General features: G+C 37.7%; 22 protein-coding genes and 1 pseudogene. 16 read left to right on the top strand and 7 right to left on the bottom strand.

From position 1 onward, the window contains the following. The first annotated feature begins 308 nt into the window (after window positions 1–308). Window positions 309–1,901: a long-chain-fatty-acid--CoA ligase gene (locus G8761_RS09960; RefSeq protein ID WP_166026097.1), complete on the top strand. Its 1,593-nt coding sequence runs from the start codon at window positions 309–311 to the stop codon at window positions 1,899–1,901. A gap of 162 nt (window positions 1,902–2,063) precedes the next feature. Here G8761_RS09960 and G8761_RS09955 read toward each other — a convergent pair. Continuing rightward, a pseudogene (locus G8761_RS09955) lies at window positions 2,064–2,189 on the bottom strand (transposase); the annotation flags it as partial. Between the two features lie 848 nt (window positions 2,190–3,037). On the opposite strand from G8761_RS09955, the gene G8761_RS09950 reads away from it, so the two are divergent. Both G8761_RS09950 and G8761_RS09945 read left to right on the top strand, forming a co-directional pair. Continuing rightward, a complete protein-coding gene (locus tag G8761_RS09950) occupies window positions 3,038–3,247 on the top strand; it encodes a hypothetical protein (RefSeq protein ID WP_166026094.1) in 210 nt (69 codons plus the stop codon). 146 nt (window positions 3,248–3,393) lie between these two features. After that, a complete protein-coding gene (locus G8761_RS09945; RefSeq protein ID WP_166026092.1) occupies window positions 3,394–4,413 on the top strand; it encodes an STAS domain-containing protein in 1,020 nt (339 codons plus the stop codon). Window positions 4,414–4,746: 333 nt separating this feature from the next. On the opposite strand, the gene G8761_RS09940 is transcribed toward G8761_RS09945, so the two are convergent. Together G8761_RS09940 and G8761_RS09935 are read right to left on the bottom strand one after the other, a co-directional pair. After that, on the bottom strand, window positions 4,747–4,986 hold the full coding sequence (locus G8761_RS09940; RefSeq protein ID WP_166026091.1) for a hypothetical protein: 240 nt from the start codon (window positions 4,984–4,986) through the stop codon (window positions 4,747–4,749). Window positions 4,987–5,319: 333 nt separating this feature from the next. Continuing rightward, a complete protein-coding gene (locus G8761_RS09935; RefSeq protein ID WP_166026089.1) occupies window positions 5,320–5,529 on the bottom strand; it encodes an alpha/beta-type small acid-soluble spore protein in 210 nt (69 codons plus the stop codon). Window positions 5,530–5,860: 331 nt separating this feature from the next. Here G8761_RS09935 and G8761_RS09930 point away from each other — a divergent pair, with 331 nt between their 5' ends. Beyond that, window positions 5,861–6,067 (top strand): hypothetical protein, encoded by a 207-nt coding sequence (locus G8761_RS09930; RefSeq protein ID WP_166026087.1) that lies wholly within the window; start codon window positions 5,861–5,863, stop codon window positions 6,065–6,067. Window positions 6,068–6,586: 519 nt separating this feature from the next. Further along, window positions 6,587–7,297: a YjjG family noncanonical pyrimidine nucleotidase gene (locus G8761_RS09925; protein WP_166026085.1), complete on the top strand. Its 711-nt coding sequence runs from the start codon at window positions 6,587–6,589 to the stop codon at window positions 7,295–7,297. A gap of 55 nt (window positions 7,298–7,352) precedes the next feature. On the opposite strand, the gene G8761_RS09920 is transcribed toward G8761_RS09925, so the two are convergent. Further along, window positions 7,353–7,571 (bottom strand): hypothetical protein, encoded by a 219-nt coding sequence (locus tag G8761_RS09920; protein ID WP_166026083.1) that lies wholly within the window; start codon window positions 7,569–7,571, stop codon window positions 7,353–7,355. A 122-nt stretch (window positions 7,572–7,693) separates the two neighbouring features. Between G8761_RS09920 and G8761_RS09915 the strand changes: the two genes are divergently transcribed. After that, entirely contained in the window at window positions 7,694–8,506 is an 813-nt protein-coding gene (locus tag G8761_RS09915) for a uroporphyrinogen-III synthase (RefSeq protein ID WP_166026081.1), read from the top strand. Between the two features lie 365 nt (window positions 8,507–8,871). After that, complete coding sequence (locus G8761_RS09910) at window positions 8,872–9,405, top strand: histidine phosphatase family protein (RefSeq protein WP_166026079.1); 534 nt, start codon at window positions 8,872–8,874, stop codon at window positions 9,403–9,405. A 383-nt stretch (window positions 9,406–9,788) separates the two neighbouring features. On the opposite strand, the gene G8761_RS09905 is transcribed toward G8761_RS09910, so the two are convergent. Together G8761_RS09905 and G8761_RS09900 are read right to left on the bottom strand one after the other, a co-directional pair. After that, window positions 9,789–10,775 carry an inorganic phosphate transporter gene (locus G8761_RS09905; protein ID WP_166026077.1) on the bottom strand — a complete coding sequence of 329 codons (987 nt, stop codon included), beginning with the start codon at window positions 10,773–10,775 and terminating at the stop codon, window positions 9,789–9,791. 23 nt (window positions 10,776–10,798) lie between these two features. Continuing rightward, window positions 10,799–11,416 (bottom strand): DUF47 family protein, encoded by a 618-nt coding sequence (locus tag G8761_RS09900; protein ID WP_166026220.1) that lies wholly within the window; start codon window positions 11,414–11,416, stop codon window positions 10,799–10,801. 321 nt (window positions 11,417–11,737) lie between these two features. Between G8761_RS09900 and G8761_RS09895 the strand changes: the two genes are divergently transcribed. The 4 genes from G8761_RS09895 (at window position 11,738) to G8761_RS09880 (ending at window position 14,639) form a co-directional block, all read left to right on the top strand. Then, complete coding sequence (locus G8761_RS09895; protein ID WP_166026075.1) at window positions 11,738–12,166, top strand: MerR family transcriptional regulator; 429 nt, start codon at window positions 11,738–11,740, stop codon at window positions 12,164–12,166. Window positions 12,167–12,229: 63 nt separating this feature from the next. Continuing rightward, window positions 12,230–13,540 (top strand): hemolysin family protein, encoded by a 1,311-nt coding sequence (locus G8761_RS09890; protein WP_166026072.1) that lies wholly within the window; start codon window positions 12,230–12,232, stop codon window positions 13,538–13,540. 109 nt (window positions 13,541–13,649) lie between these two features. Next, entirely contained in the window at window positions 13,650–14,072 is a 423-nt protein-coding gene (locus G8761_RS09885; protein ID WP_166026070.1) for a DUF1801 domain-containing protein, read from the top strand. A 21-nt stretch (window positions 14,073–14,093) separates the two neighbouring features. After that, window positions 14,094–14,639, top strand: coding sequence for a DUF1697 domain-containing protein (locus G8761_RS09880; protein ID WP_166026068.1), 546 nt, complete (start codon window positions 14,094–14,096; stop codon window positions 14,637–14,639). Window positions 14,640–14,682: 43 nt separating this feature from the next. Here G8761_RS09880 and G8761_RS09875 read toward each other — a convergent pair whose 3' ends face one another. Beyond that, the gene (locus G8761_RS09875; protein ID WP_166026066.1) at window positions 14,683–15,006 is read right to left on the bottom strand and encodes an antibiotic biosynthesis monooxygenase family protein; all 324 of its coding nucleotides are present in this window, start codon (window positions 15,004–15,006) and stop codon (window positions 14,683–14,685) included. A gap of 1,201 nt (window positions 15,007–16,207) precedes the next feature. Here G8761_RS09875 and G8761_RS09870 point away from each other — a divergent pair. The 5 genes from G8761_RS09870 (at window position 16,208) to G8761_RS09850 (ending at window position 23,085) form a co-directional block, all read left to right on the top strand. Next, window positions 16,208–17,485 (top strand): MFS transporter, encoded by a 1,278-nt coding sequence (locus G8761_RS09870; protein ID WP_166026064.1) that lies wholly within the window; start codon window positions 16,208–16,210, stop codon window positions 17,483–17,485. Window positions 17,486–18,331: 846 nt separating this feature from the next. Further along, entirely contained in the window at window positions 18,332–18,727 is a 396-nt protein-coding gene (locus G8761_RS09865) for a heterocycloanthracin/sonorensin family bacteriocin (protein ID WP_207789174.1), read from the top strand. Between the two features lie 241 nt (window positions 18,728–18,968). Then, window positions 18,969–19,166 (top strand): hypothetical protein, encoded by a 198-nt coding sequence (locus G8761_RS09860; RefSeq protein ID WP_166026062.1) that lies wholly within the window; start codon window positions 18,969–18,971, stop codon window positions 19,164–19,166. A gap of 53 nt (window positions 19,167–19,219) precedes the next feature. Then, window positions 19,220–21,145, top strand: a complete 1,926-nt coding sequence (locus G8761_RS09855; protein WP_166026060.1) for a putative thiazole-containing bacteriocin maturation protein — start codon at window positions 19,220–19,222, stop codon at window positions 21,143–21,145. After that, on the top strand, window positions 21,145–23,085 hold the full coding sequence (locus tag G8761_RS09850; RefSeq protein WP_166026058.1) for a TOMM precursor leader peptide-binding protein: 1,941 nt from the start codon (window positions 21,145–21,147) through the stop codon (window positions 23,083–23,085). Before G8761_RS09855 ends, G8761_RS09850 begins: the two co-directional genes overlap by 1 nt. Window positions 23,086–23,093: the final 8 nt, after the last annotated feature.

Here is a 23,093-nt window from a genome sequence, read left to right as displayed (position 1 = left end):
ATCCATGGACGGTTCGATAGCCTTTCAACTTCAGCACTTAACCCTCGAGGCCGCTAGTCCTACTTAATGTAAAGAACGATTCAAGTCAGGTCCTACAGCAATTGTCAGAGCTGAATAAGGTGCTTCAGTTCTTCTTTCTCCTCAGCGTTATATGCAAGAGATGTCTTCCTTGAACTACTTTTCTCGTATAGTCACGCGCCATCTGCTTAAAATCACCATGTGCTTTAACAAAGGCTATATTAATGAAAATACCTCATTAAAAAGCAAAATGTTGAATTTGAAATTATCTAATAAAAGGAGTTGGTTAAATGTTATCCCCATTAACCCCGTTAGATTGGAAAAGGCGCGCAATCAAATATTACCCTAATAAAATTGCTGTTATTGATGGTGAAAAGGAATTTACATATAAAGAATTTGGAGAGAGAGTGGATCAGCTTTCCGCTGCTTTATTTCATGCTGGAATAGGAAAGGGAGAGCATGTTGCTGTCATGCTGCCTAACACGCATTATATGCTGGAGTGTTTCTATGGCATCGGCCAACTTGGAGCTGTTATGGTACCTTTGAATTATCGTCTTTCAGCAGGCGATTTGGAGTATATCATCCGGCACAGTGATGCAAAGATGTTAATTGTTGATGAGGAATTTTGTGATCCTATAGAAAAAATAGTGGAGAACCTTTCTCTTGAACAAATTATAATTGTCCCAGTGCCGGGACAAAAAACCTCTTTAAGTGGTGTAAACTACGAAGATTTTCTTCAGCATACTCCGGCAACTGTTAAATTACCTGAGGTTGAAATTGATGAAAATCAGCTTCTCACTTTAAATTATACGAGCGGGACAACCTCTAAACCAAAGGGGGTTATGCTGACTCATCGCAGTAATTATTTAAATGCAGCTAATTTCTTGTATCATTTGGGAGTCGATCATGATGATGTATATCTTCACACTTTGCCGATGTTTCATGCGAATGGCTGGGGCGGGGTATGGGCGTTAACCGCCTCAGGCGGCACCCACGTTTGTTTGAGGAAAGTGGATCCTCCCCTTATTTTGGATCTATTTGAAAAGAAGAACATTTCTCTTTTATGCGGAGCGCCTACTGTCGTTAATATGCTGGTGAACGAACCAAAGGCAAGGGAAGTTGAAATTAAGACAAATCCTCGCATGGCAACCGCCGGGGCGCCACCGGCCGCTGCATTAATTCAAAAAGCGCAGGAACTTCTTGGTTTAAATATGATGCACGTTTACGGCCTGACAGAAACCTCCCCATTTATTCTTTATTGCGAGTGGAAAATGGAATTTAACTCTATGTCACCAGAAGAACAAGCAGCTATTAAGGCAAGACAGGGAATTGAGCTTGCTTTTAATGGAGAAACAAAGGTTGTTCATCAGGATGGAGATGAAGTGGCATGGAACGGGGAAGAACTAGGTGAAATCATTACACGTGGAAACGTAGTAATGGAAGGTTATTATAAAGATCCTGTTACAACAGCAGCGGCCATTAGAGATGGCTGGTTCCATACCGGTGATTTGGCAGTTACTCATCCGGACGGTTTTATTGAAATACGGGATCGTGCTAAGGATTTAATTATTTCTGGAGGAGAAAATATTTCTTCTACAGAAGTAGAAGGAGTTCTTTATAAACATCCAGCTGTTTTGGAAACAGCGGTCATTGCCATTCCTGATGAAAAATGGGGCGAGGTACCTTTGGCTATTATTGTTTTAAAACCTGGTTTAAATGTTACAGAAGAAGAGATTATACAGTTTTGCCGATCGGAAATGGCACACTTTAAAGCACCGAAAGCTGTTGAATTCGTTGAATCTTTACCAAAGACCGCTACAGGGAAACTGCAAAAATACCGTTTAAGAGAAATGCACTGGAGCGGTCCGAAGAGAGTTAATTAAAGTATCCAAGTAATGTTACGAGTTCTAATGTCTAGCTGCCATCTGCCAAGCTTAAGTTTGTCGACAAAAGGGGGTTCGGAATGCTGTATTCGGAACCCCCTTTTTGGTTTTATTGAGATTTCCTATTGGATTATATCATTCTTATTTACGGATTTAAGTCCGTTACTGATCCCGCCATGTCCAGTTGGCCATCTTTTTTAAATTTAGGGCAGCGAAAGTAAGCATCGCGTTCATCGACAATTTTTTAAGTCCCTTCAAGGTTGTCCAACGCATGCCATGTTTCTCTTTGCATCGGCGAATACTTCAATACTTCACCAGCATGAAAGAGGTAACAGTCATAATATTCATCATAGATATTGTCATGTTTTCGGGAAGAATCCATCCAGCTGATCTCTTTGAATTTGACTGTTTTTCGAAAGCATCTTCATCACCTCAAGATATATATTTCCCTTTTAAAATAGGCTTGGTTTTACTGCCACAACAACTTCCTAAACCCAGTTGATTAAAGTGGTGGGCACGAGAAACTCCTCGAAAATCCTCCATTATGCTTTCGCGGAATTTCGTGCGATGTAAATACCTGGATGCTATTCTTGTGCTACCGCATTTCCTTCGTGCGGTGTTGATTCAAAGAGGCTTATTCAATGTCCTTCGGGATTAGCGGGACACGTGAGACCCACAGGCGTGGGCACTGAAGTTTGAAAGGCTCACCGCCTCCCACGAGGAAAGCGAGTGGTTGGGAACGGAAATCAACAGGTCCCCCTCTACAGTCTGTAGCTGCCATCTTCCTCAGCTTTTTTATCGGTTAGGAAATTATAGATTTTCACCTTGTGGAAAACTCCGAACTAGGTTATTGTAATCCAGCTCCAGCGCCCAGCCCCTCGGGGTCATAAGCCAAATCACTCCAGAAATCAGGACAAGGAAAGCTTCGGAAGCATCCGCATCGCACGAAGGAAAAGCTTTAGCTTTTCCGAGGATGACTACGTGATTCGACTTATGCCTGTTGGGGCTAACCAGGGCGCTTGCGCCTTTTGTTCTTAGCTCTAAAATTCAATTTAAATAAAAATTATTAAATGATGGTTTACAAATTAAAAGTATGGGTAAATGGTTATTTAGACGACAATTTAGGAGGAACAATTTTGGCAACACTATTAGAAAATTTGACATCCTCTTTAACCGAAACACGCCAGCGCATGGCTAACCTAAAGGAAAAGGGTATTAGTTCTATGCGTGAAATTTATCCTGATATTCCCTGTAATCCAGAGCTATATTATCAGCTGCTAGAAACATTACCAGATGAAATTTCACGTTTAGAAAAAAGGATTAGGCAACTTAATAGTAAATTTTAAGCCTGCCGAAAATGGCGGGCTTTTATTCGGGAAATAAAAAACATAATATTAATAGGAATAAAAGAAGAGGAACCTACTGAAAATAAAGGTTCTTTATGAATATTGGGAAATAGAAAAAGAAAAATATAATACGTAGGTGATTAAAAATGAGCATAAATTCAAATATCAATGTAGGTGGTCTTAATTTCGCATGGGACCTGGAAAAAGGGAAGTTTCTTTTCGAAGAACAGGACGCAGTGTTGTTTTGGATCACTTCAGCAATGAAAACATTTTTTGATACAATTGAGGAGATTTCAGGTGAAGAAGCTTCCAGCCTAGTATTCGAGTCTACTGGTTATCGCCAGGGATTCGTTGTGGGGGAATATTTTGAAAAGATGAAAGATGTTGATGTAGCCGAAGCTGCCAATATGATAACAAACACTTATGCCTCAGCGGGCTGGGGGAAAACGGAGATAAAGGAACTTAATTTTGAAACAAAAACACTTGTTGCGTATATAAAGGACAGTTGGGAGCACAAAATTAACGTTGCTCAAGGGAAGAAAAAAGGTACCACTTATCTTCCAGCTCATTACGCCGGGGTATTTAGCGGTCTTTTTGGTACAAATATCTGGTACAAGATTATACAGGACCAATTAGATGGTCATGAATACAGCATAATTGAATACTTTCCTTCGGATATAACTGCTTCAAACAATATCCATGAATTATCCCGTAAAAAAGAATCGGAACAAATCAGGCAGCTTGAAGAAATGGTAGAGAAAAAGACAAAGGAACTTGTAGAATTGGTTAAAAGGCTATCATCGCCTATGATTCCTGTTCTCGAAGGAATAGTTGTAGTTCCCCTAATCGGAAAGTATGATGAAGATCGTTCAGAAGAGTTAATTGTTAACACTTTAAATAATTTGCCTAAACACAAAGCGAATTTTCTGGTCCTAGACCTAACCGGAATAGATAAGGATGTTAATCATCATACTGTTAACCTAATCGAAAAAATTGGCGCTGCTGCCTCACTGATTGGCACTCAAACCATTTTGGTAGGGATTTCAGCAGAACTGGGAATAATCCTTACCCAATCAAATATAAATCTTTCACGCTTTGAAACCTTTCAAACCTTGCAGCATGGAATTCATCATGCTTTAGCACAAGCAGGCAAGGCAATTATATAAATTAGAAAAGTGCAAGCGCTCGTTAAGCGAAGCAACTACCTGAGTAAACTTCCTGTAACGGATTCTCTGAATAGACAACATGCAGCTTTGCGACGAGCTGAGCATAAGCTTCACTGAAAAAGCTGTGGCACAGGAGAACTTGAGTTCGATGTTGACTTATTCTAGGGAGAAGCGGGATGGACACTAGCTGCACCAAATATCACCTACGGTCATACTTAATGAAGATATTCAAAGAAGCTTTTCAGGCTGAAAACTAGCTGGGCGCTGGAGCTAGATCAAGAAACTAAGGTGCCCTTTATATGAGGGGCACCTTTATTTGCTTAAAGTAACGAATCATGCTTCCATTTCGCAATGATAAAAGCTGTTGTCTTTAGAATAAACGTCAAACCATTTGTATTTTGGGGCTTTGAACCACTCGTACTGTGGCAAATACACTAAATAACTCTCATTACCTTCAGCATCAAATACAGTTTTAAATATTTTAGCTGTTCCGAATCCAAAGGTTTGATCTAAATATTCTTCCATTCCTTCTCTGACAATACTTTTTTGTTCTTCTTTTTCCTGCCTATACAATTGGATTAGCCCATCAATAAATACAGCAATCAAAATTAAATTAATAGGGATAAAACAAAAACCAGAAATTTAAACATTTAAACACCTCCCTGCAGTTTAAGATAAAAATACTCTCGAAATTAGAGGATAGCATAGCACCATTTCCAGCTATGTATGTATTACGATTGTACATCTCAACGTAAAAATAAGGTGTGAGGAAAATAACACGAAAAGCCATCATCATAAAAAAATTTTGATTACCAAGGAAGCTAGATAATAAAATTAAGTAAAATATGTATACTAAAAAGGCTGCCTGCTTTCGCAGACAGCCTGTAGCCATGTTATTTAATTGTATTAGCGAGTAGTTCCGCCGAATCCAGACATTTGAGATTGAGCCATAGAAACAAGACGTTTAGTGATTTCTCCACCTACTGATCCGTTTGCACGAGAAACAGTCTCAGCTCCTAGTTGGACACCAAATTCTTGAGCAATTTCATATTTCATTTGATCAATTGCTTGTTGAGCTCCTGATACTAATAGATCGTTATTATTACCTCCTGCCATGTTGTTTCACCTCCTTTGTATGTAATCTTAATGTCCCTATTATCAAGAGAATAAATACTTGTAAATAATGGGTATTTAATAACTCTGAATGCATAATTATTGGTTTTATGCATGCTCAAGTTTATGACTGAGAAATTAAGGAAATAGAAATAACGATTTATTAAAAACTTATTTAAACGATTAATATTTATTTCGTTGTGACATTTAAATATTGAGCTTATTTCTAAAAAAATAAGAACAATCAGCATATTTTATCGTAAGATAAACAGACTAAAATTTCTTTGGAGGGAAACTTTTCCTTCCCGCTAAACTTTTTAGGAGGATTCATGGAATGAAAGAAAAAATGGTTGCGGATGAATTGCAAAGCATGTTTTTAGAGGGACTTTTACCTGGAGTTAAAGAAGAATTTGTGAATGTAATTTCAAAGAATTTAAGAACAGGGGAAATAACCATTAAGGAATTACTCCATGATAATTCTAATTTAAAAGAAAAGGTTGCTGAAGCCTTAAACCGAATTCCTTCATATATATGGATATAATGCGAAATATTTTTAAAAACATAATTACCAATAAAAAAGACACACTAAAAAATAGGTGATTCCTAAATGGTAATTGAAGGATAATTTACTGTATATGTATATATATTGCCTGCGAGCAATATCTATTGAGGAAAGCGTTCCTCTTAATAATGAATGATCAGTATCCTTCATACAGCCTATGAAGGATTTTTTTAGCTCATCAGAATTTATATGCGTAACTTGTAAACGCAGGATGGAAAGGACAAGGCAGGCTTCGTCAGCAATATCATCGCACGAAGGAAAAGCATCCGCTTTTCCGAGATGTCCTAGTCAGGCGAAAGGCACATGATTTGCCATTTTAAGTGTGATAAGCAAAACTAAGGCATCAGCAAACGTTCTTTTCGTATATTCAGACAAAATATTCGTTTAAAAGTAAGGTAGTGACCCTTGTTTAGCAGTATAATTTGAAGGAGAGGCCGTTAGAAACGGTAAGCTGAATATAATAGATAAACAGCAAGATTAAAACGGGAGAGATATCTTTTGAAAAAATATGAGACTTTATTATTTGATGTGGACGATACATTACTTGATTTTGGGTCTGCAGAAAAATTGGCATTAAATTTGCTTTTGGAAGAGCAAAAGTTCCCTTTTACAATAGAACTGGAGCAAAATTATCAAAAAATAAACTGGGGACTTTGGCAGGCTTTTGAAGAAGGGAAAAAATCTCGTGATGAGGTAGTGAACACACGTTTTTCGCTTTTATTCAGTGAGTATGGAATAGAAGTTGACGGAGAACTACTTGAAAGAAGCTACCGCAGTTTTTTAAATCAAGGACATCAACTTGTAAATGGTGCATTTGAATTAATAAAAGAACTGTATAACCATTACGATTTATTTGTTGTAACAAATGGTGTTTCAAAAACACAGGATAAGCGGCTGCGTGACTCAGGTTTGTATCCATTTTTTAAGGATATATTCGTCTCAGAAGATACAGGATTTCAAAAACCGATGAAGGAGTTTTTTGATTATGCTTTTGAGAGGATTCCAAACTTTAACGCCGAAAAAACATTAATTATTGGTGACTCTTTAAGCGCCGATATTCAAGGCGGAAGGCTTTCAGGATTGGACACATGCTGGTTCAACGGGAAAATGAAACCAAATAATACTGATATTCTCCCAACCTATGAGATTTATAGACTTGTGGAACTCTATCAAATTTTATTAGAGAAAGAGATTAAAACTGTAAGCTAAACAAAATAAAAAAACGCACAATTCAGATGCGCGTTCTTCATAATTTTTCAAAAAATTATTTCTTTTTCTTTTTTGAATTATCCAGTACAAGTTTATTTTTATTAACTGTCTCTAAAACAACCTGCACTTGAACGTTTTTTTCGTTAATACTATTAACACTTGAAACCTTTGCTTTCCGCCCTTTAATTTTCAGATCTTCACCTTCGGATGGAACACGCTTCAGCAGCTGAGTTAATAAAAGATTTCTGTTTTCAAAAAAAGATACAACGAACATTTTGGCATCACCTATTTCATATAGAATGGATACATAAAAAGCTAATATAGTATCGTTACTTTAAAATATTTAAGAGAGATCAGTTTTAGACCATTTAATTACTAGAAAAAAGGATGACTTTTATGGAAAAAGATTTATTCGGGAAACGAATTGCAATTGGCGCTTCTCGGAAAACGGATGAAATGAGTACACTGATAGAAAAACAAGGAGGGACACCCGTTGTGCGTTCCCTTCAGGGAACAGTGTTTTTAGCTGAGAAGGAAGTAGAACCAGAACTCTTGAAATTTGTTGATCAGGGAGCTGATTGGGTTATCTTCACCACTGGAATTGGTATAGAAACGCTGCTGAACATATCAGAAAAAATGGGGGTTAAGGAACGGTTTTTAAGAAGGATCCGAGAATCTAAAATAGCATCGAGAGGCTATAAATCACTGTCGGCACTAAAAAAACTCGAAATTACCCCTAAAGTAAGAGATGATGATGGGACTACAAGGAGCCTTATTGAATCTCTCAAGGAAATTGATTTTTCTGGTAAAAAAGTAATGGTTCAACTCCATGGGGAAAAGGCTCCAGCACTAATTAAATTTCTGGAGAATGGAGGAGCTGAGGTTTCATTCATTCTTCCCTATCGGCATATACTTCCGGAAACCGAAACGGTCGCTAAACTTTGTGGAGAAGTTATTAAAAAAGAGATGGATGCGGTTTGTTTTACTACTGCTACACAGGTCCGATCCCTTTTTGATTTTGCTCGGGAAAAGGACTATTTGGCAGATCTTTTAAGTGCTTTTCAAGTAAATACTGTAGCTGTTGCAGTGGGAAAAGTAACAGCAGAGGCCTTAAAAGAAGAGGGGATTAATAGGGTGGTTGTTCCAGAAAACGAAAGAATGGGAGCGATGGTAATCGAGCTGGTTCATTACTATCGCAGCTTAAGGTAGTATTCAAGTCATATCTCCTCTATGAATGAATCGTTTTGTTCTTAAAGATGGGGATGAAATAATTCAATTAAAACCCGTCTATTTCAGGCGGTTTTTTGTGCTTTAAGAAACTTTAGATTTTCACCTTATGGATCACTCCGAACAAGGTGATTATAATCCAGCACTACAAGGAAAGCTTCGTCAGCTTTAGCTTTTTCGAGGAAGTGGGTCAGAAAGGAGTTGCCTCATGACGTGGCGTATTTAGCCTTTCATCATTAAAGTAGGACGCTTGCGCCTTTTGTCTTAAGTAAAGACTTGAATTGACGTGGTATATTTTGGTAAAATTCAAGTTGCTAGAGAGACAAAGGTGAAGGGGAAATAGAAACTTGAAAGTAGGGCTAATTCGTCATTTTAAAGTAACCAGAGGATATCCGAATAAAATTGTTACATCAAACGAATTAATGGATTGGATAAATGAGTATGACCAATCGGAGGTAAAAGAAATAGAAGTAGATTTACGCAATATCGAATGGGAAAAATGCTTCTCAAGCGATATGCCAAGAGCACAAACAACAGCTGAGAAGTGTTATAACGGAAATATCATCTATATGGAGGAGCTGAGGGAAATTCCGCTATCCCCGCTCTTTAGGTCAAATCTTAAGCTGCCGCTATTTGTCCACCTGGTTTTTATTAGGCTGGCATGGCTGTTTAATCATAGATCACAGCTTGAAAAAAAAAGAGATGTTATAAATCGAATAAACAGGGTTTTGGACCAGGCTTTAAGTTCTAAAGAAAATATACTGATCGTCGGCCATGGCGGAGTGATGATGTATATGAGAAGAGAGCTGCTTAAAAGGGGATTTAAAGGTCCGAATTTCAAACGGCCAGACAATGGGGTAGTCTATATCTTTGAGAAATGAATTATAGTTAGTTGCAGAAAGCCTTATGAATAGTCACGTTCCATTAGTGACCCCTTTCATGATTTTAGATCGATTTAGGGTAACTAAAAGGGAACATAGTGACCCCTTTCATGATTTTAGAACGATTTAGGGTAACTAAAAAGGAACATAGTGACCCCTTTCATGATTTTAGAACGATTTGGGGTAACTAAAAGGAAACATAGTGACCCCTTTTATGATATTAGAAGGATTAGGGGTGACAAAAAAGAACATAGTGACCCCTTTAATGATTATAGAATCATTTGGGGATTTAATGACACCATTTAAGTTCGTGAAATTCGTTTGGGGTACTAATGTTTGGGACTGAAATAAACAAGGGACCTTTTGATGTCCCTTGCAAAGTTTTACATAAAGAGTTTCATGATTGAAATGATTATACCTGCAATAGCAGCGGATATAGGCAGTGTAATAATCCAAGTGATAACCATTTTTCCAGCTACACCCCAGTTTACGCCCTTGAATCTCTTAGCAGAACCAACGCCCAAAATAGAACATGAAGCTACATGAGTTGTGGAGACTGGAAGGCCTAACATGGTAGCACCCTGCATGACGGTAAAAGAAGATAAATCTGCAGCAAATCCATTTATTGGCTGAACTTTAAAAAGTCTTTTTGCAACAGTTTTAATAATCCTCATTCCGCCTATCATTGTACCTATACCCATTGCTGCTGCACAGATAATTTGGACCCAGAGCGGCACGTCCAGTGTAGATTGAAATCCACCTGCTACCATGGCAAAAACAATAATACCCATTGTTTTCTGTCCATCATTTCCTCCGTGTGAAAAAGCCGCTAACCCGCCGGCAATAATCTGGAATGTCCTAAAGCCGCGTGTCGCACGGTGAGGATTTACATTTTTGAATAATGCTCTTAGGATTTTCATGAGAATAAATCCAATAATAAAAGCGAGAAAGGGAGAAATAATTAATGCTTTAATAATGTCAGTAAATCCCACCCAATTTATTGAATGGAACCCCGACCCTACAATAACAGCTCCAGCAACCGAACCTATTAATGTATGTGACGATGATGAAGGGATTCCAAAGTACCAAGTAACAAGATTCCAAATAATAGCGGCAATTAAAGCCGCAATAACGATGGCTAAACCATTTTCAATCTTAAAAGGATCAGCAATCTTTCCTCCAATTGACTTTGCAACAGCCTGAGAAGTAATGGCACCGATGAAATTTAAAACCCCTGCATAAAAAACAGCAAACCGAGGGGGGAGAGCTCTTGTCGAAACCGACATGGCGATTGCATTAGCTGTATCATGAAAGCCATTAATGAATTCAAAGATTAAGGCAAGGAAAATAATAGTTATAATGATTGACATTACAGCCTCCAGATTTTAAGGAATTAAGAATTCTTCATAATTATTGTCTCTAATGTGTTTGCTACTGATTGACAGTAGTCAGCAATATCTTCAAGTTCCTCGTATATTTCTTTATATTGAATAATCTTGATGGGGTCTTTTTCGACCACAAACAAATGTTTAATGGATTCACGTAAAATTCCATCGCATTTTGATTCATAGTCTTTAATTTTGATTGCATGTTCTCTAATTTGAGGAAGTTTTTTTGCCGAAAGCAAATTAATAGCTTCAACAATTTCAGAAGAACAATTTTTAATCGCATCAACAAATTTAAGCATGTACTCATCAGCTTGAGTAATGGAATACATTTCGAAAAGAGCCGCAGTTCCTTCCAGACCATCCAACACATCATCCATACTCATGGTTAGTGCCAGAATATCTTCACGTTCAATTTGAGTAATAAAGGCATTATTTAATTCCTGAATAACCTCATGAACGAAGGTATCGCCTTTAGTTTCATATTCCTTCATTTTTTCTGAAAAAATCTTAAGATCGCTGACATTTTTTAATTTGTAATCTGAAAAGAAATCAGCGCTTTCTTTTAAATTTAAGGAAATCTCAGTTAAGTAATTTGCGAACTTGTCCTTCTTTTTGGCCATTATATTACCTCCAAATTCTTTAATGACTAATATGTCACAAATGTTATAGTAGCTAAGTTTCCCGATTCAGGGAAGAAACTTATTGAAAAATTTACATAAACTTTACAATGGGTTTACATTTTTAACAATTGACCAGAGGCCATTTCTTACCCCCTATAATTCCCTGATTTTTAATAAACATTCCAGTTTTAAAGCTGTTAAATCAATTTTTTTAGAAGTTTCTGTCATAAGAAGGAAACCATGTGATTAACTGTCACGTTGACTGTATGGTTATAAATATAGTAAAATTATAATAAATATGTGAGGGGTGAGTAAGTTGGGAAGTTGTATCGAATTGGTCAAATAGCTAAGTTAATGAATATCTCCAAAAGAACAATCGATTATTATACTCAAATCGGCTTACTCAGCCCTACGAGGACGGACTCCAATTATCGATTGTACGGGGAAGAGAGCATCCAGATTTTGAATTTTATTGAACACTATAAAAATCTTAATCTGCCACTTGAGGAGATAAAGTCTTTAATCGAATTATTAAAGACAGATGGCAGTATTGATAATAAAAAAGTAGAAAAGCATTTTGATCAGATTGGCAGTATCATGCAGCACCTTAAAGAGGAAATTATGGTTATGGAGCCAATCCTTAAAAAATTAAACCATAATCAAAAAGAAGTGCTGGTAAGCAAGCTTTCGCTAGAGGGAATTGCGTTGGCTCAAACTTTGTTATTATTATTTGGAAAAGTAGAAGGTTTTTAGAATTTTTTATATTACTAGGAGGTGTATTCCTTACTTAACCTTAAGTGTTAAGAAAGGAGACCATTGATTCTTATAAACTTGCTAATCATAGCAATCTTAATTGCATTCACGGGATTCTTCGTATCCTATGAATTTGCTATTGTTAAAATACGCGGATCACGTATTGATCAGCTCATTGCTGAAGGAAATAAAAGTGCTTTAGCAGCAAAAACCATTGTAAGCAATCTTGACGAGTATTTATCAGCATGTCAGCTGGGGATTACAGTTACCGCTTTGGGATTAGGATGGCTGGGGGAACCCACTGTTGAACATATCCTTCATCCACTTTTTGCTTATATGAATGTAACGGAATCTGTTTCACGAATTACATCAATAATATTATCCTTTGCAGTAGTAACATTTATTCATGTAGTCGTCGGAGAACTTGCTCCTAAAACGTTTGCTATTCAAAAAGCGGAAACAGTTACGCTTCTTTTTGCAAGGCCAATGATTCTTTTTTATAAAATAATGTATCCTTTCATTAAGGCATTAAATAACTCGGCCCGTTTTGTTGCAGGATTATTCGGATTAAAACCAGCTTCAGAACATGAAAATGCACACTCAGAGGAAGAGCTTCAAATCATTATTTCCGATAGTTATAAAAATGGAGAAATCAATCAGTCCGAATATAGATATGTGAATAATATCTTTGAGTTTGATGACAGGACAGCCAAGGAAATTATGGTGCCCCGGACTGAAATTGTGGCTTTTGATAAATCCCAATCCTTAGAGGAATGCCTTAAGGTTGTGACGGAAGAAAATTATACTAGATATCCCATTATGGACGGAGAAAAAGATAATATTGTAGGTATGGTCAATATGAAAGAGGTTTTAACAGAATTTATCAGTGGAATTGATGTAACAACCTCGATTAATGAATTTGCCCGACCCGTCATTCAGGTAATAGAATCGATTGCTATCCAGGAGTTATTAGTGAAAATGCAAAAAGACCGCGTCCATATGGCGATTTTAATGGATGAGTACGGGGGAACGGCTGGATTAGTAACTGTTGAGGATATTTTGGAAGAAATAGTCGGGGAAATTCGTGATGAATTTGATGCAGACGAAGTACCAGAGATCAATAAAATTAGTGAAAATAAAACAATTGTGGACGGAAAAGTTCTGATTGATGAAATAAATGATCTTTTTGGATTGGATATGGAAGAAACAGATATCGACACAATTGGCGGATGGATATTATCCCAAAACATCGATATAGAAGAAGGTACTGTCGTTTCTTATGAGAATTATGATATTAAAATTCTTGAAATAGATGGTTACCACATCAAGTCATTAGAAATAGTAAAGAAAATGAAGCAAGAAGTTGCAGTATAAGATAATTTCCTTCCTACAGCGAGTAGGAGGGATTTTTTTATTTTTAAAATTGGTATAAAATACATATAAGCATTTGGAAAATACAGGGATTAAGAAGGGGAGGATTTCGATGTACGAATTCAAAACTATAGAAAACAAAAACAGTGTGATAGAGTTTATTGAAAATGCTGTAGAGCCAAAAAAACGAGAAGATGCTTATAAATTGTTAGATATTTTCACTGAATCATCGGGGTATGAGGCGAAAATGTGGGGAGGCAGTATTATCGGATTTGGCTCCTATCATTACAAATACGAATCAGGTCACGAAGGCGATTCCATGTTAGTTGGCTTTTCACCACGGAAAGCAAAAATCAGCTTATACTTTGCAACTGGGGATCAACAGCGAGAACATTTATTAAAGGAATTTGGAAAACACAAAGCAGGAAAAGCGTGTGTCTATATCAATAAGGTATCGGATATAAATATTGATGTATTAAAAGCATTGATATTGCAGTCAATTAAGCACTTGAAAGAAACATATCCGGATAAATGAAATAAGAAGGAGCTGCTCTCGTTGACGATATATATAGCGTTATTAAGAGGGATTAATGTAGGTGGGAACAATATCATTAAGATGAAAGATTTAAAGAAAATGTTCTTCAATATGGGCATTAAAAAAGTGGAAACTTACATTCAAAGCGGCAATATTGTTTTTCAATCAGACAATGCTGCAGAAAAATTACAATCACTAATTCATGAAGAAATAAAAAACACATTCGGTTTTTCAGTACCGGTTATATTGAGAACAGCAGCTGAGTGGAATGAAGTAATGAGGAATTGTCCGTACCAAGAAGACTTAAAAGAAGGAGAAAGTATACATCTTACTTTGCTTGATAAGGAACCTTTGATAGAGGTCATTGAACAGCTGTTGAGATTTAAAAGTGAAAGCGAAGAATGTTACATAAGAGGAAAAGATGTCTATCTATATTTACGTAAAAGCATCCTGGATTCAAAGATTTCAAATCAGCTTCAAAAATTAAAGGTCCCTGTAACATCCCGTAATTGGAAAACCATTAAAAAATTGGAAGCAATGATTTACAATATGGAAAAACCGTCTTAAAACTTCAGCACATTAAAATATAGCTTGGGCAAAGCCAAGCTATTTAACTATTTATTGGTTTAAAATTGGGGAAAGGTACCTGGGCTTCAGCAAGTGAGGATAGATTGGTCAGTTCAGCAACCGAGCTAATCTTATTCCAAACTGACATAACCTTTACTGAATGATGAGCCTTCTCAATAGCTTCACTCGATTTCCACTCAGCTATTTCAATTATAGTTCCATCTTCTGCTTGAAGTGTAAGCAGCTCGCGGTTTGTAATTAAACCTTCTTCCCTTAATGTTGAAGTATGTCCTTTTGAAATTTCTTTTAGTTCATTTTCTTTTCCTGGCTTTGGCCGATAGAGGGCCATAAAAATGATAGATGACATTCATCCACCTCCTATAATGTTTATACATTATCATATCATCGGTGGAGTTAATCACATAGAAAAAACGATATTTCTCTCCAGAGAAAAATGATTGAAGAACAAAAAGAAAGTAGGATTTTGTTCCATAAAGAAGTGACACTTTCATGCAGGATGGCATATCCATGTGAATAATGGGAATTAAGAGAGGGTTATTATGGGGTTTTTAAATATATTTAATAATAAATGTGATATCTGTAAAAGGAAAATTAAACCATTAAGAACATTTATTAATGACAAAGGAAAGCGATTAAAACTATGCCTGAGTTGTTCCGAATATGCCGAAAGAAGAGCTTACAGGCTTAAGAAATAAGCACCAATTCGGTGCTTATTTACTTAGAAAAAAATTGTGAAAAATAAATCATCTTCGGCTCCATCAAGCCATCCGATGTCAGCCTTTTTAAATGTATGTACTTGTTCAGTGGTGAGTCCGCCTCCTTCAAGTCAGGACCATAAACGAAAGTCCAGCTGAACGTCCTGACCAGAGAGATCTTCTGAAAAGAAGACCTCCTTGTGGTTTGCATCCACACCTTGATACGGACTTCCGTTGATATATAACAAAGACTCAATGCCCGAGTTGTGGCCTTCATCCGATATCCCAAAATCAAACACTCCAACCACTTTAAGTATGAGGGATTGAAATGGCAGCTGATACCAGGCGTAGAGATCCCGTCCAAACCAAGTTTTTACTATATGTATTGTTGACTATTTGCCAGATAAAGGCGGTTTTGAGCCGATTTCTCACTTTGACCAAGCTGAAAGTTTAAAGAAGAAATCTCCAAAGTATCACGATATCGGTTTGAATCTAATTCAGATAAACGAGCAGCAAGCTTTTTCTCAGTCCAAAACAAAATGATTTCGTACTAGTACATATTAAAATAAGTGTAACACCTTTTATGAAAGAAATAGGAAATTTCATACGTTATTCTTTTGTAAAAACACTAATTTCTTTATCATGGCTACTGAAGCAGGACTTTTCCTTTGTCATTAAGATTTAGGCTCATAAACAATCTTAATCTTTTGTTCATTCATATGTTTTAATACAGTTTATAATTTTAAAATTTAATAGAATATATTTTTTGATAATATGTATTGCAAGGTATTTAATTGGCAGTTTTCTACATTATAATAAATTTAACATTATTACTAAGAGTGGAGTGATGTTTTGAAACGATTTCATTATAGCTGGATTATCCTGCTCATTTCTTTTTTATCTATTATTGTTGCTGGCATTGTAAGATCATCTTCAGGGGTCTTTATTGAACCATTTGAAAATGAATTTGGCTGGGATAGGTCCGTTATTTCTCTTTCTTTCGCTGTTGGTTTGTTTTTATACGGTATATCAGGTCCTTTTATGGCGGCTTTAATTGAAGTGCTGGGCTTAAAGAAGATAATGATAATTTCAATGGCCACATTGTTGACGGGGACGCTGCTTACACTTAAGATGCAAAACTCATGGCAGCTTATTGTTATTTGGGGAATTATCATTGGCCTAGGTTCCGGATTATTTTTAACAGTGCTAAGTCCATATATAGCGAATAGGTGGTTTGTAAAAAGAAGGGGACTTGCAGTTGGAATACTAACAGCAAGCACAGCGACCGGCCAGTTAATTCTGCTTCCCATACTAGCTATGGTGATAGAGAATTATTCATGGCGTTGGGCTATAGGCTTAATTTTGACCTTGAGTTTCGTTATGTTAATCATCATTATATTGTTTATGAAAAGTACACCAAAGGATATTGGGATTTTTCCATATGGGATGGAAGAAGAAATGCAGGAGAGCAATCAAGGATATAAGGAAACTAATCCTATTGTTATTGCTTTTAATGGTTTATTCGAAGCAGTTAAAGTGAAAGAATTTTGGCTTTTAGCTGGCAGTTTCTTTATTTGTGGCCTTTCAACAAGTGGAATAATTGGTACTCACTTTGTTTCTTACTGTATTAGCTATGGGGTTCCCTTAGTTACCGCTGCATCTCTGCTTTCTTTTATGGGAATCTTTGATTTGGCTGGAACTACTCTTTCCGGTTGGTTGTCAGATCGTTTTGATAATAGGTGGTTATTGTTTTGGTACTACAGTCTAAGAGGTGCATCTTTGGTATTACTTCCTTTTGCACTTTTTAAAGGGTCTGTCACCCTTCTGATTATCTTTTCAGTATTTTACGGATTAGATTGGATTGCTACGGTTCCGCCAACTATTAGTATCTCAAGACAAATTTTTGGTACTGAAAAAAGTGGAGTAGTATATGGCTGGATTTTTGCTTCGCATCAGGCTGGTGCAGCAGTAGCGGCATATTGTGGAGGTCTTATATATAAGATATTCAATTCTTATACGTGGGCGTTTTTGTTCGCAGGGATATTCTGCTTATTAGCAAGCTTATTTGTTATAGTAATTAAGAAAAAAACAACTGTCTCCAAAGTTAAAGAGGCTTCTTTAACCACATAACTTTGTTCTGGCTGCCATCAAAGGCAGTTTTTTCAAAGTAAATAAGTTAGCTGGATTAAACGGTTGAATAAATGCAATTGTAATTATATGTACACGAAATTACCGACATGGGTTTTTATATTGAGAATAAACATTTAAATGATATATGGTGGAAAGCCCTTTTCAAATTGAAGAGGGCTTTTAGTAAGGATAATTATAACGGAAGAAGTATGTTAATAAGTAAAGATAATAAATTGCTTCTAGTATTAACCCTGCTTATATTAATATTTGGAATAAGATTTCTTGAAGGATATTCTGCAAAAAAAGTGCCATTACCACAGTACTCTTATATCCCGGCATTTTAATTTTATCAATCACCTGTAGCCGTTCCTCAGGATCCGAATCACGATTTAAAAATAACAATAAGCTCTGTTCATGCCCTTTGCCAATAAAAAACCTCGAAGTCAAGATAGTTTTACAAATACCCAAAGTTTGAAAAATAATAAAATAAAATACTATCAAAATTAGCTGATTCCATTGCGAAACCGACTTTGCAAATAGTTGAGCCTTTTCACTTAAGGAAGAACTTAAAAGTTGATTTACTACTCCAACTATATAGTTATGGTTCAAAATTTACAGTAGAATTCTCTTTCTAAGCCGACTGCCTTCCTTGTGAAATTTTAAGCCTTTCCTATGAAATAAGCGTGTAATTCATTACTTAAAAAGGGGTACCAGAATTTCCCTTGAAGGTTAAATGATGAAGAGCATAATAAAGCCCAATCTAAGCTGTTTAAGGAAATAGGCACTTAAATCAGTAACAACGCCCTAAAAGTTAACATATTTTGGAGGAGAGAGCACACCTGAAATGTGAAAGTTCAGTTACAAAACAACAAATTAACTCTTCAGCTCTCAAGGTTAGTTAATCAGAAATTTAAATATAAAGGGGAGGAAAAAATGCAAAATTTTCAAAATGACCTTCAAATGCTGGGAATGGATAACTTTCAAGTTGGTGAATTAATTCCTATAGATCCGAGCCTAGATCAGCGCCAGTTTGGCGGTATGCGTTGTGGCGGCGGTATGCGTTGTGGCGGCATGATGTGCGGCGGAATGCGTTGTGGTGGCTTTAGTTGCGGCGGCTTCCGTTGTGGCGGCTTCCGCTGTGGTGGCTTCCGTTGCGGCGGTTTCGGTTTCGGTTTTAGCTGCTTCAGCTGTTTTAGCTGTTTTAGCTGTTCGAGCTGTTTTAACTGCTGGGGAGGCTGGTGACAGGTTTCAATATAAACTTAAAAGAAGGTGCCTCTGCATAATGCAGAGGCACTTTCTTGTCGTTTAGGAAATTATAGATTTTTACCTTGTGGATAACTTGAACTAGGTTATTGTAATCCAGCTCCAACGCCCAGCCCCTCGGGGTCATAAGCCAAATCACTTCAGAAATCAGGACAAGGAAAACTTCGGAAGCATCCGCATCGCACGAAGGAAAAGCTTTAGCTTTTCCGAGGATGACTACGTGATTCGTCTTATGCCTGTTGTGGGCCCACAGGACAAGGAAAACTTCGGCAGCTTAAGCATCGCACGAAGAAAAAGCATTTGCTTTTTCGAGGATGTGGGTCAGGAAGGCGTTGCCACAGGACGTGGCGATTTTAGCCTTTCATCATTTGATCGGGGCACTTGCGCCTTTTGTTCGTTAATCATAATGGACAAATAAAAGTACATAGAATAATAGTGATTACTAAGAACGTTGAATGAAGGAGGAGCTGAATGGAAAATCTGACCTCATACTCACGTCTTAAGGTAAAAAGGGATACATTTTATCTGCCTGATCCACAAGGTGGCGTGTATTTTAGAAATAACATGAGTTCATTCCGAATGGAAGGAGGAACAATTTATCAATGGATTGAAAAACTAATGCCAATGTTTAACGGGGAGCTGACATTGGGAGAGCTTACAGAGGGATTAACGCTTCCCTATCAGAACAGGATATATGAGATTGGAGAGGCGCTGTACAAGAATGGTTATATTCGAGATATAAGCAAAGATAGACCACACCAATTAAATCGCTTTGTGCTTGGAAAGTATGCGTCACAAATTGAGTTTATCGAAAATTTTAAGGACTCAGCAGCACACCGTTTTCAAGAATATCGACAGGCAAAAGTTTTGGCTGTCGGGTCTGGACCTTTTTTGGTTTCGCTCGCATCCGCATTACTTGAATCGGGACTTCCTAAATTCCATTTTATAGAAACTGATTTTGAGACTGCAAATCAAGTGCGTATTCAAGAACTGGTTCACAATGCCAGGAAGGATGACTCTGAGGTGATGGTCGAGCAGATTCCATTTAAAAGAGTGGAGGAGAAAAGCTTTTGGCATAAGGCTGTTCAGCCATATGATTGGATACTATATGCTTCATCGGATGTAGATGAACTTAGAAATCTGAATATGGTTTGTAAAAATCAAAAGAAGGTATTTATGCCCGCAATCTGTCTGGAACAGGTGGGACTTGCTGGGCCTTTGGTTCATCACGAATCTGATGGATGCTGGGAGTCCGCATGGCGCCGTATCCATCAATCTGCATTGAGGCCAGATGTTCAGCTGCAAACATTCTCACCAATTGCCGCTTCCATTTTAACAAATGTGACGGTTTTTGAGTTTTTCAAAAAAGCCACTGGAATTGCAGGTTCAAATCAAAGTAATCAAATTTACTTATTAAACCTCGAAACGCTGGAAGGGGACTGGATATCATTCCTGCCGCATCCATTGGCTGCAAACATAAGTTTTTCTCCTAGACTGGTGGAAAACCTTGATGAAAGAATTGAGCAAGAGAGGAATAAAAAAGAGGAGCCAAGCAGACTCCTGGAACATTTTAGTCTATTAACTTCTGAAGAAATAGGGATATTCCACCTTTGGGAGGAAAGAAACTTAAAACAGCTTCCTCTTCCCATGTGCTATGTTCAAACAGTCAACCCATTGTCAGAAGGACCTGCAGAGCTACTGCCAAAGGTCGTTTGTTCGGGTTTTACACATGAGGAGGCCAAAAGGGAAGCTGGATTAGCTGGGATTGAACTGTATGTTTCACAACTGATCAGCGAATTTCAAAGTCAGAAAGAAAAAAGTGCCTCTGGATCAATGGGCATAGGTGCTGGGGAAACCATCGAAGAAGCTGTTTGCAGGGGCTTGCAAGCTAAATTAGAGGAGGAATTGAGAAACAGTGCAAGAGATCATCTTTACACTTCTTTTCGTGTACACTTGGGAAAAATAGAGGATCAGCGCTGCAGTTATTATTTAAACGCTCTGACTTCCTTAAATGGTGCACCGGTTATAGGTTTTGAAAAAGATGTTATGGGATTCCCCGTGATTTGGGTCTGTACGGATGGCCGTCGATACAGCAGTCCAGGCTTAAATCCAACTCTGGCCTTAAGGGGGGCGTTGCAAAATGCGCTTTTGAATCATCAAGATCCTAATTCAATTGACTGGAGAACGGAATCAACGGTTTACCTAAATGAAAAGGATTTCAAACTGGATATACCTTCTTTGGATGAACTAACACATATTCAGCTATTACAAACCTCCATTAAGAATCTGAACAGAAAAAACAAGAGACTCATGGTTTATGATCTTTCATTCGAACCATTTTTAAAGCATGAATTGGCTGGGGTCTTTGGTGTGCAGTTACGAGAGGAGGAATCCTGATGGCTGCTCAAATTCAAATTTACGGAGATGGCTTATTAGCAGAATGGGTCCATGAACATTTGTCCGAGCAGTATAAGGTTGGCCGAATCAGCAATTTGGAAGAAGTAACTATAGAAACGGAGTTAGCTCTTGTGCTTCACGATGCCTGGTATCCATCTGAACATCAAAAGGCGGAAGAAAAACTCCGGACCCTGCGAATCCCGTGGGTTATGGGTTTCGTCATGTTTGGGGAGGGAATCATTGGACCGTTAGTACGACCAAATAAACCGGGATGTTCTCGTTGTGCAGAATTACGGAGGATGACAGCTGGACCTGAACAGCAAGAGACGTGGCAGCTTCAGATGATAATGGCCGAAAAAGGAGGGATAAAGCGGGATGCATGGTCATCCCGTACGGGACTATTGCAGATGACATTGCTGCTAAAAAACGAAGTACAAAAGATCCTTAACGGTAATCATACTTTCCTAGAAGAAGGAATATACATCACGAACCTAAGGACGTTAATAAACTCCAGCCACATTTTTCTGCCTGATCCAAAGTGCCCGAACTGCAGTCCGTTACCGGAAGACAACCCTGAATTAGCTCAAATTAGATTACAATCCAGTCCTAAAATCAATCGTGAAGGTTACCGATGCCGTTCGATGGATGAATTTAAAACAGTACTCGTGAAAGATTATCTGGATTTTCGAACTGGGGTTATGAATGGGAAAATGCAGGATGTCACTCTGCCATTTGCTGATGTCTATGTAAACATGCCTTTGTTTGGAGCGAACGAGGGAGTAGCCGGAAGGTCCAACTCTTATGAGATGAGTGAACTCACTGCCATATTAGAGGGGTTAGAGCGATATTGCGGGATTGAGCCAAGAGGCAAAAAAACTGTAGTTCACGATAGTTATCAAAATATAAGGGATATAGCCCTTAATCCTTTAAGAGTAGGATTACATGAAAAGGAACAATATGAAAAGCCTGATTTCCCATTTAAACCATTTCTTCCGAATCAGCCAATGAATTGGGTCTGGGGATATTCATTTTTACAGGAAAGGCCGGTACTAGTACCTGAATTACTCGCTTATTACAGTTTAGGCCATGGTGAGGGTTTTGTTTATGAAACCTCCAACGGATGTGCTTTAGGGGGAAGCCTCGAGGAAGCTATTTTCCATGCTATTATGGAGGTCGTCGAACGAGACTCATTTTTGTTAACCTGGTATGCTAAACTCCCCCTTCCGAAACTAGACCTTAGATCTTCTAACGATAAGGAATTACAGCTGATGGTCGACCGAATTCGTGACGTAACTGGATATGACCTTCATTTTTACAATTCAACGATGGAACACGGTATTCCAAGTGTATGGGCAGTGGCAAAAAACAGAAAATCCAAGGGCCTGAACCTTATTTGTGCAGCCGGTGCTAACCCTGATCCTGTAAAGGCTGTTAAAAGCACGATATACGAGCTTGCGGGAATGATGTATAGGCATGATGAAAAATTAGAGGAAAATCGTAAGAAATATGAAGGAATGCTGCTTGATCCTTTCGCGGTTCGTAATATGGATGACCACGGGATGCTGTACGGTTTGAGGGAAGCAGAGGAACGGCTCAGTTTTATTTTGGAGGATCATCGTCCTTTACGTACGTTTGCAGAGGAATTTAAGAAGACTCCTGAAAATCCGGATTTGAAGGATGATCTCCAGGATATTCTTATGAGGTTCCGACAGTTAAACCTTGAGGTTATTGTAGTTGACCAAACGTCTCCGATAACGAAACGTAATGGATTATACTGCGTTAAGGTCATAATTCCTGGAATGCTGCCAATGACCTTTGGATATCACCTTACCCGTTTACAAGGATTGGAGAGGGTACTTACGGTGCCGAAGAAGCTTGGATTTAAGGAGCAGCCGTTATCGTATGCACAGCTAAATCCATATCCTCATCCGTTCCCATAATGGGAGAG

Source organism: Neobacillus terrae, assembly GCF_011393025.1.
Taxonomy (GTDB): Bacteria; Bacillota; Bacilli; order Bacillales; family Cytobacillaceae; genus Neobacillus_A; species Neobacillus_A terrae.
Note: the sequence above shows the minus strand (reverse complement) of the source record. Positions and strands in the feature narration are given on the sequence as shown.

What these genes read in the sequence shown, in the direction of transcription:
- G8761_RS09960 (WP_166026097.1), top strand. Translation starts at nt 309, where the DNA reads ATGTTATCCCCATTAACCCCGTTAGATTGGAAAAGGCGCGCAATCAAA.
- G8761_RS09945 (WP_166026092.1), top strand. Translation starts at nt 3,394, where the DNA reads ATGAGCATAAATTCAAATATCAATGTAGGTGGTCTTAATTTCGCATGG.
- G8761_RS09935 (WP_166026089.1), bottom strand. Translation starts at nt 5,529, where the DNA reads ATGGCAGGAGGTAATAATAACGATCTATTAGTATCAGGAGCTCAACAA.
- G8761_RS09930 (WP_166026087.1), top strand. Translation starts at nt 5,861, where the DNA reads ATGAAAGAAAAAATGGTTGCGGATGAATTGCAAAGCATGTTTTTAGAG.
- G8761_RS09920 (WP_166026083.1), bottom strand. Translation starts at nt 7,571, where the DNA reads ATGTTCGTTGTATCTTTTTTTGAAAACAGAAATCTTTTATTAACTCAG.
- G8761_RS09915 (WP_166026081.1), top strand. Translation starts at nt 7,694, where the DNA reads ATGGAAAAAGATTTATTCGGGAAACGAATTGCAATTGGCGCTTCTCGG.
- G8761_RS09905 (WP_166026077.1), bottom strand. Translation starts at nt 10,775, where the DNA reads ATGTCAATCATTATAACTATTATTTTCCTTGCCTTAATCTTTGAATTC.
- G8761_RS09885 (WP_166026070.1), top strand. Translation starts at nt 13,650, where the DNA reads ATGTACGAATTCAAAACTATAGAAAACAAAAACAGTGTGATAGAGTTT.
- G8761_RS09875 (WP_166026066.1), bottom strand. Translation starts at nt 15,006, where the DNA reads ATGTCATCTATCATTTTTATGGCCCTCTATCGGCCAAAGCCAGGAAAA.
- G8761_RS09855 (WP_166026060.1), top strand. Translation starts at nt 19,220, where the DNA reads ATGGAAAATCTGACCTCATACTCACGTCTTAAGGTAAAAAGGGATACA.
- G8761_RS09850 (WP_166026058.1), top strand. Translation starts at nt 21,145, where the DNA reads ATGGCTGCTCAAATTCAAATTTACGGAGATGGCTTATTAGCAGAATGG.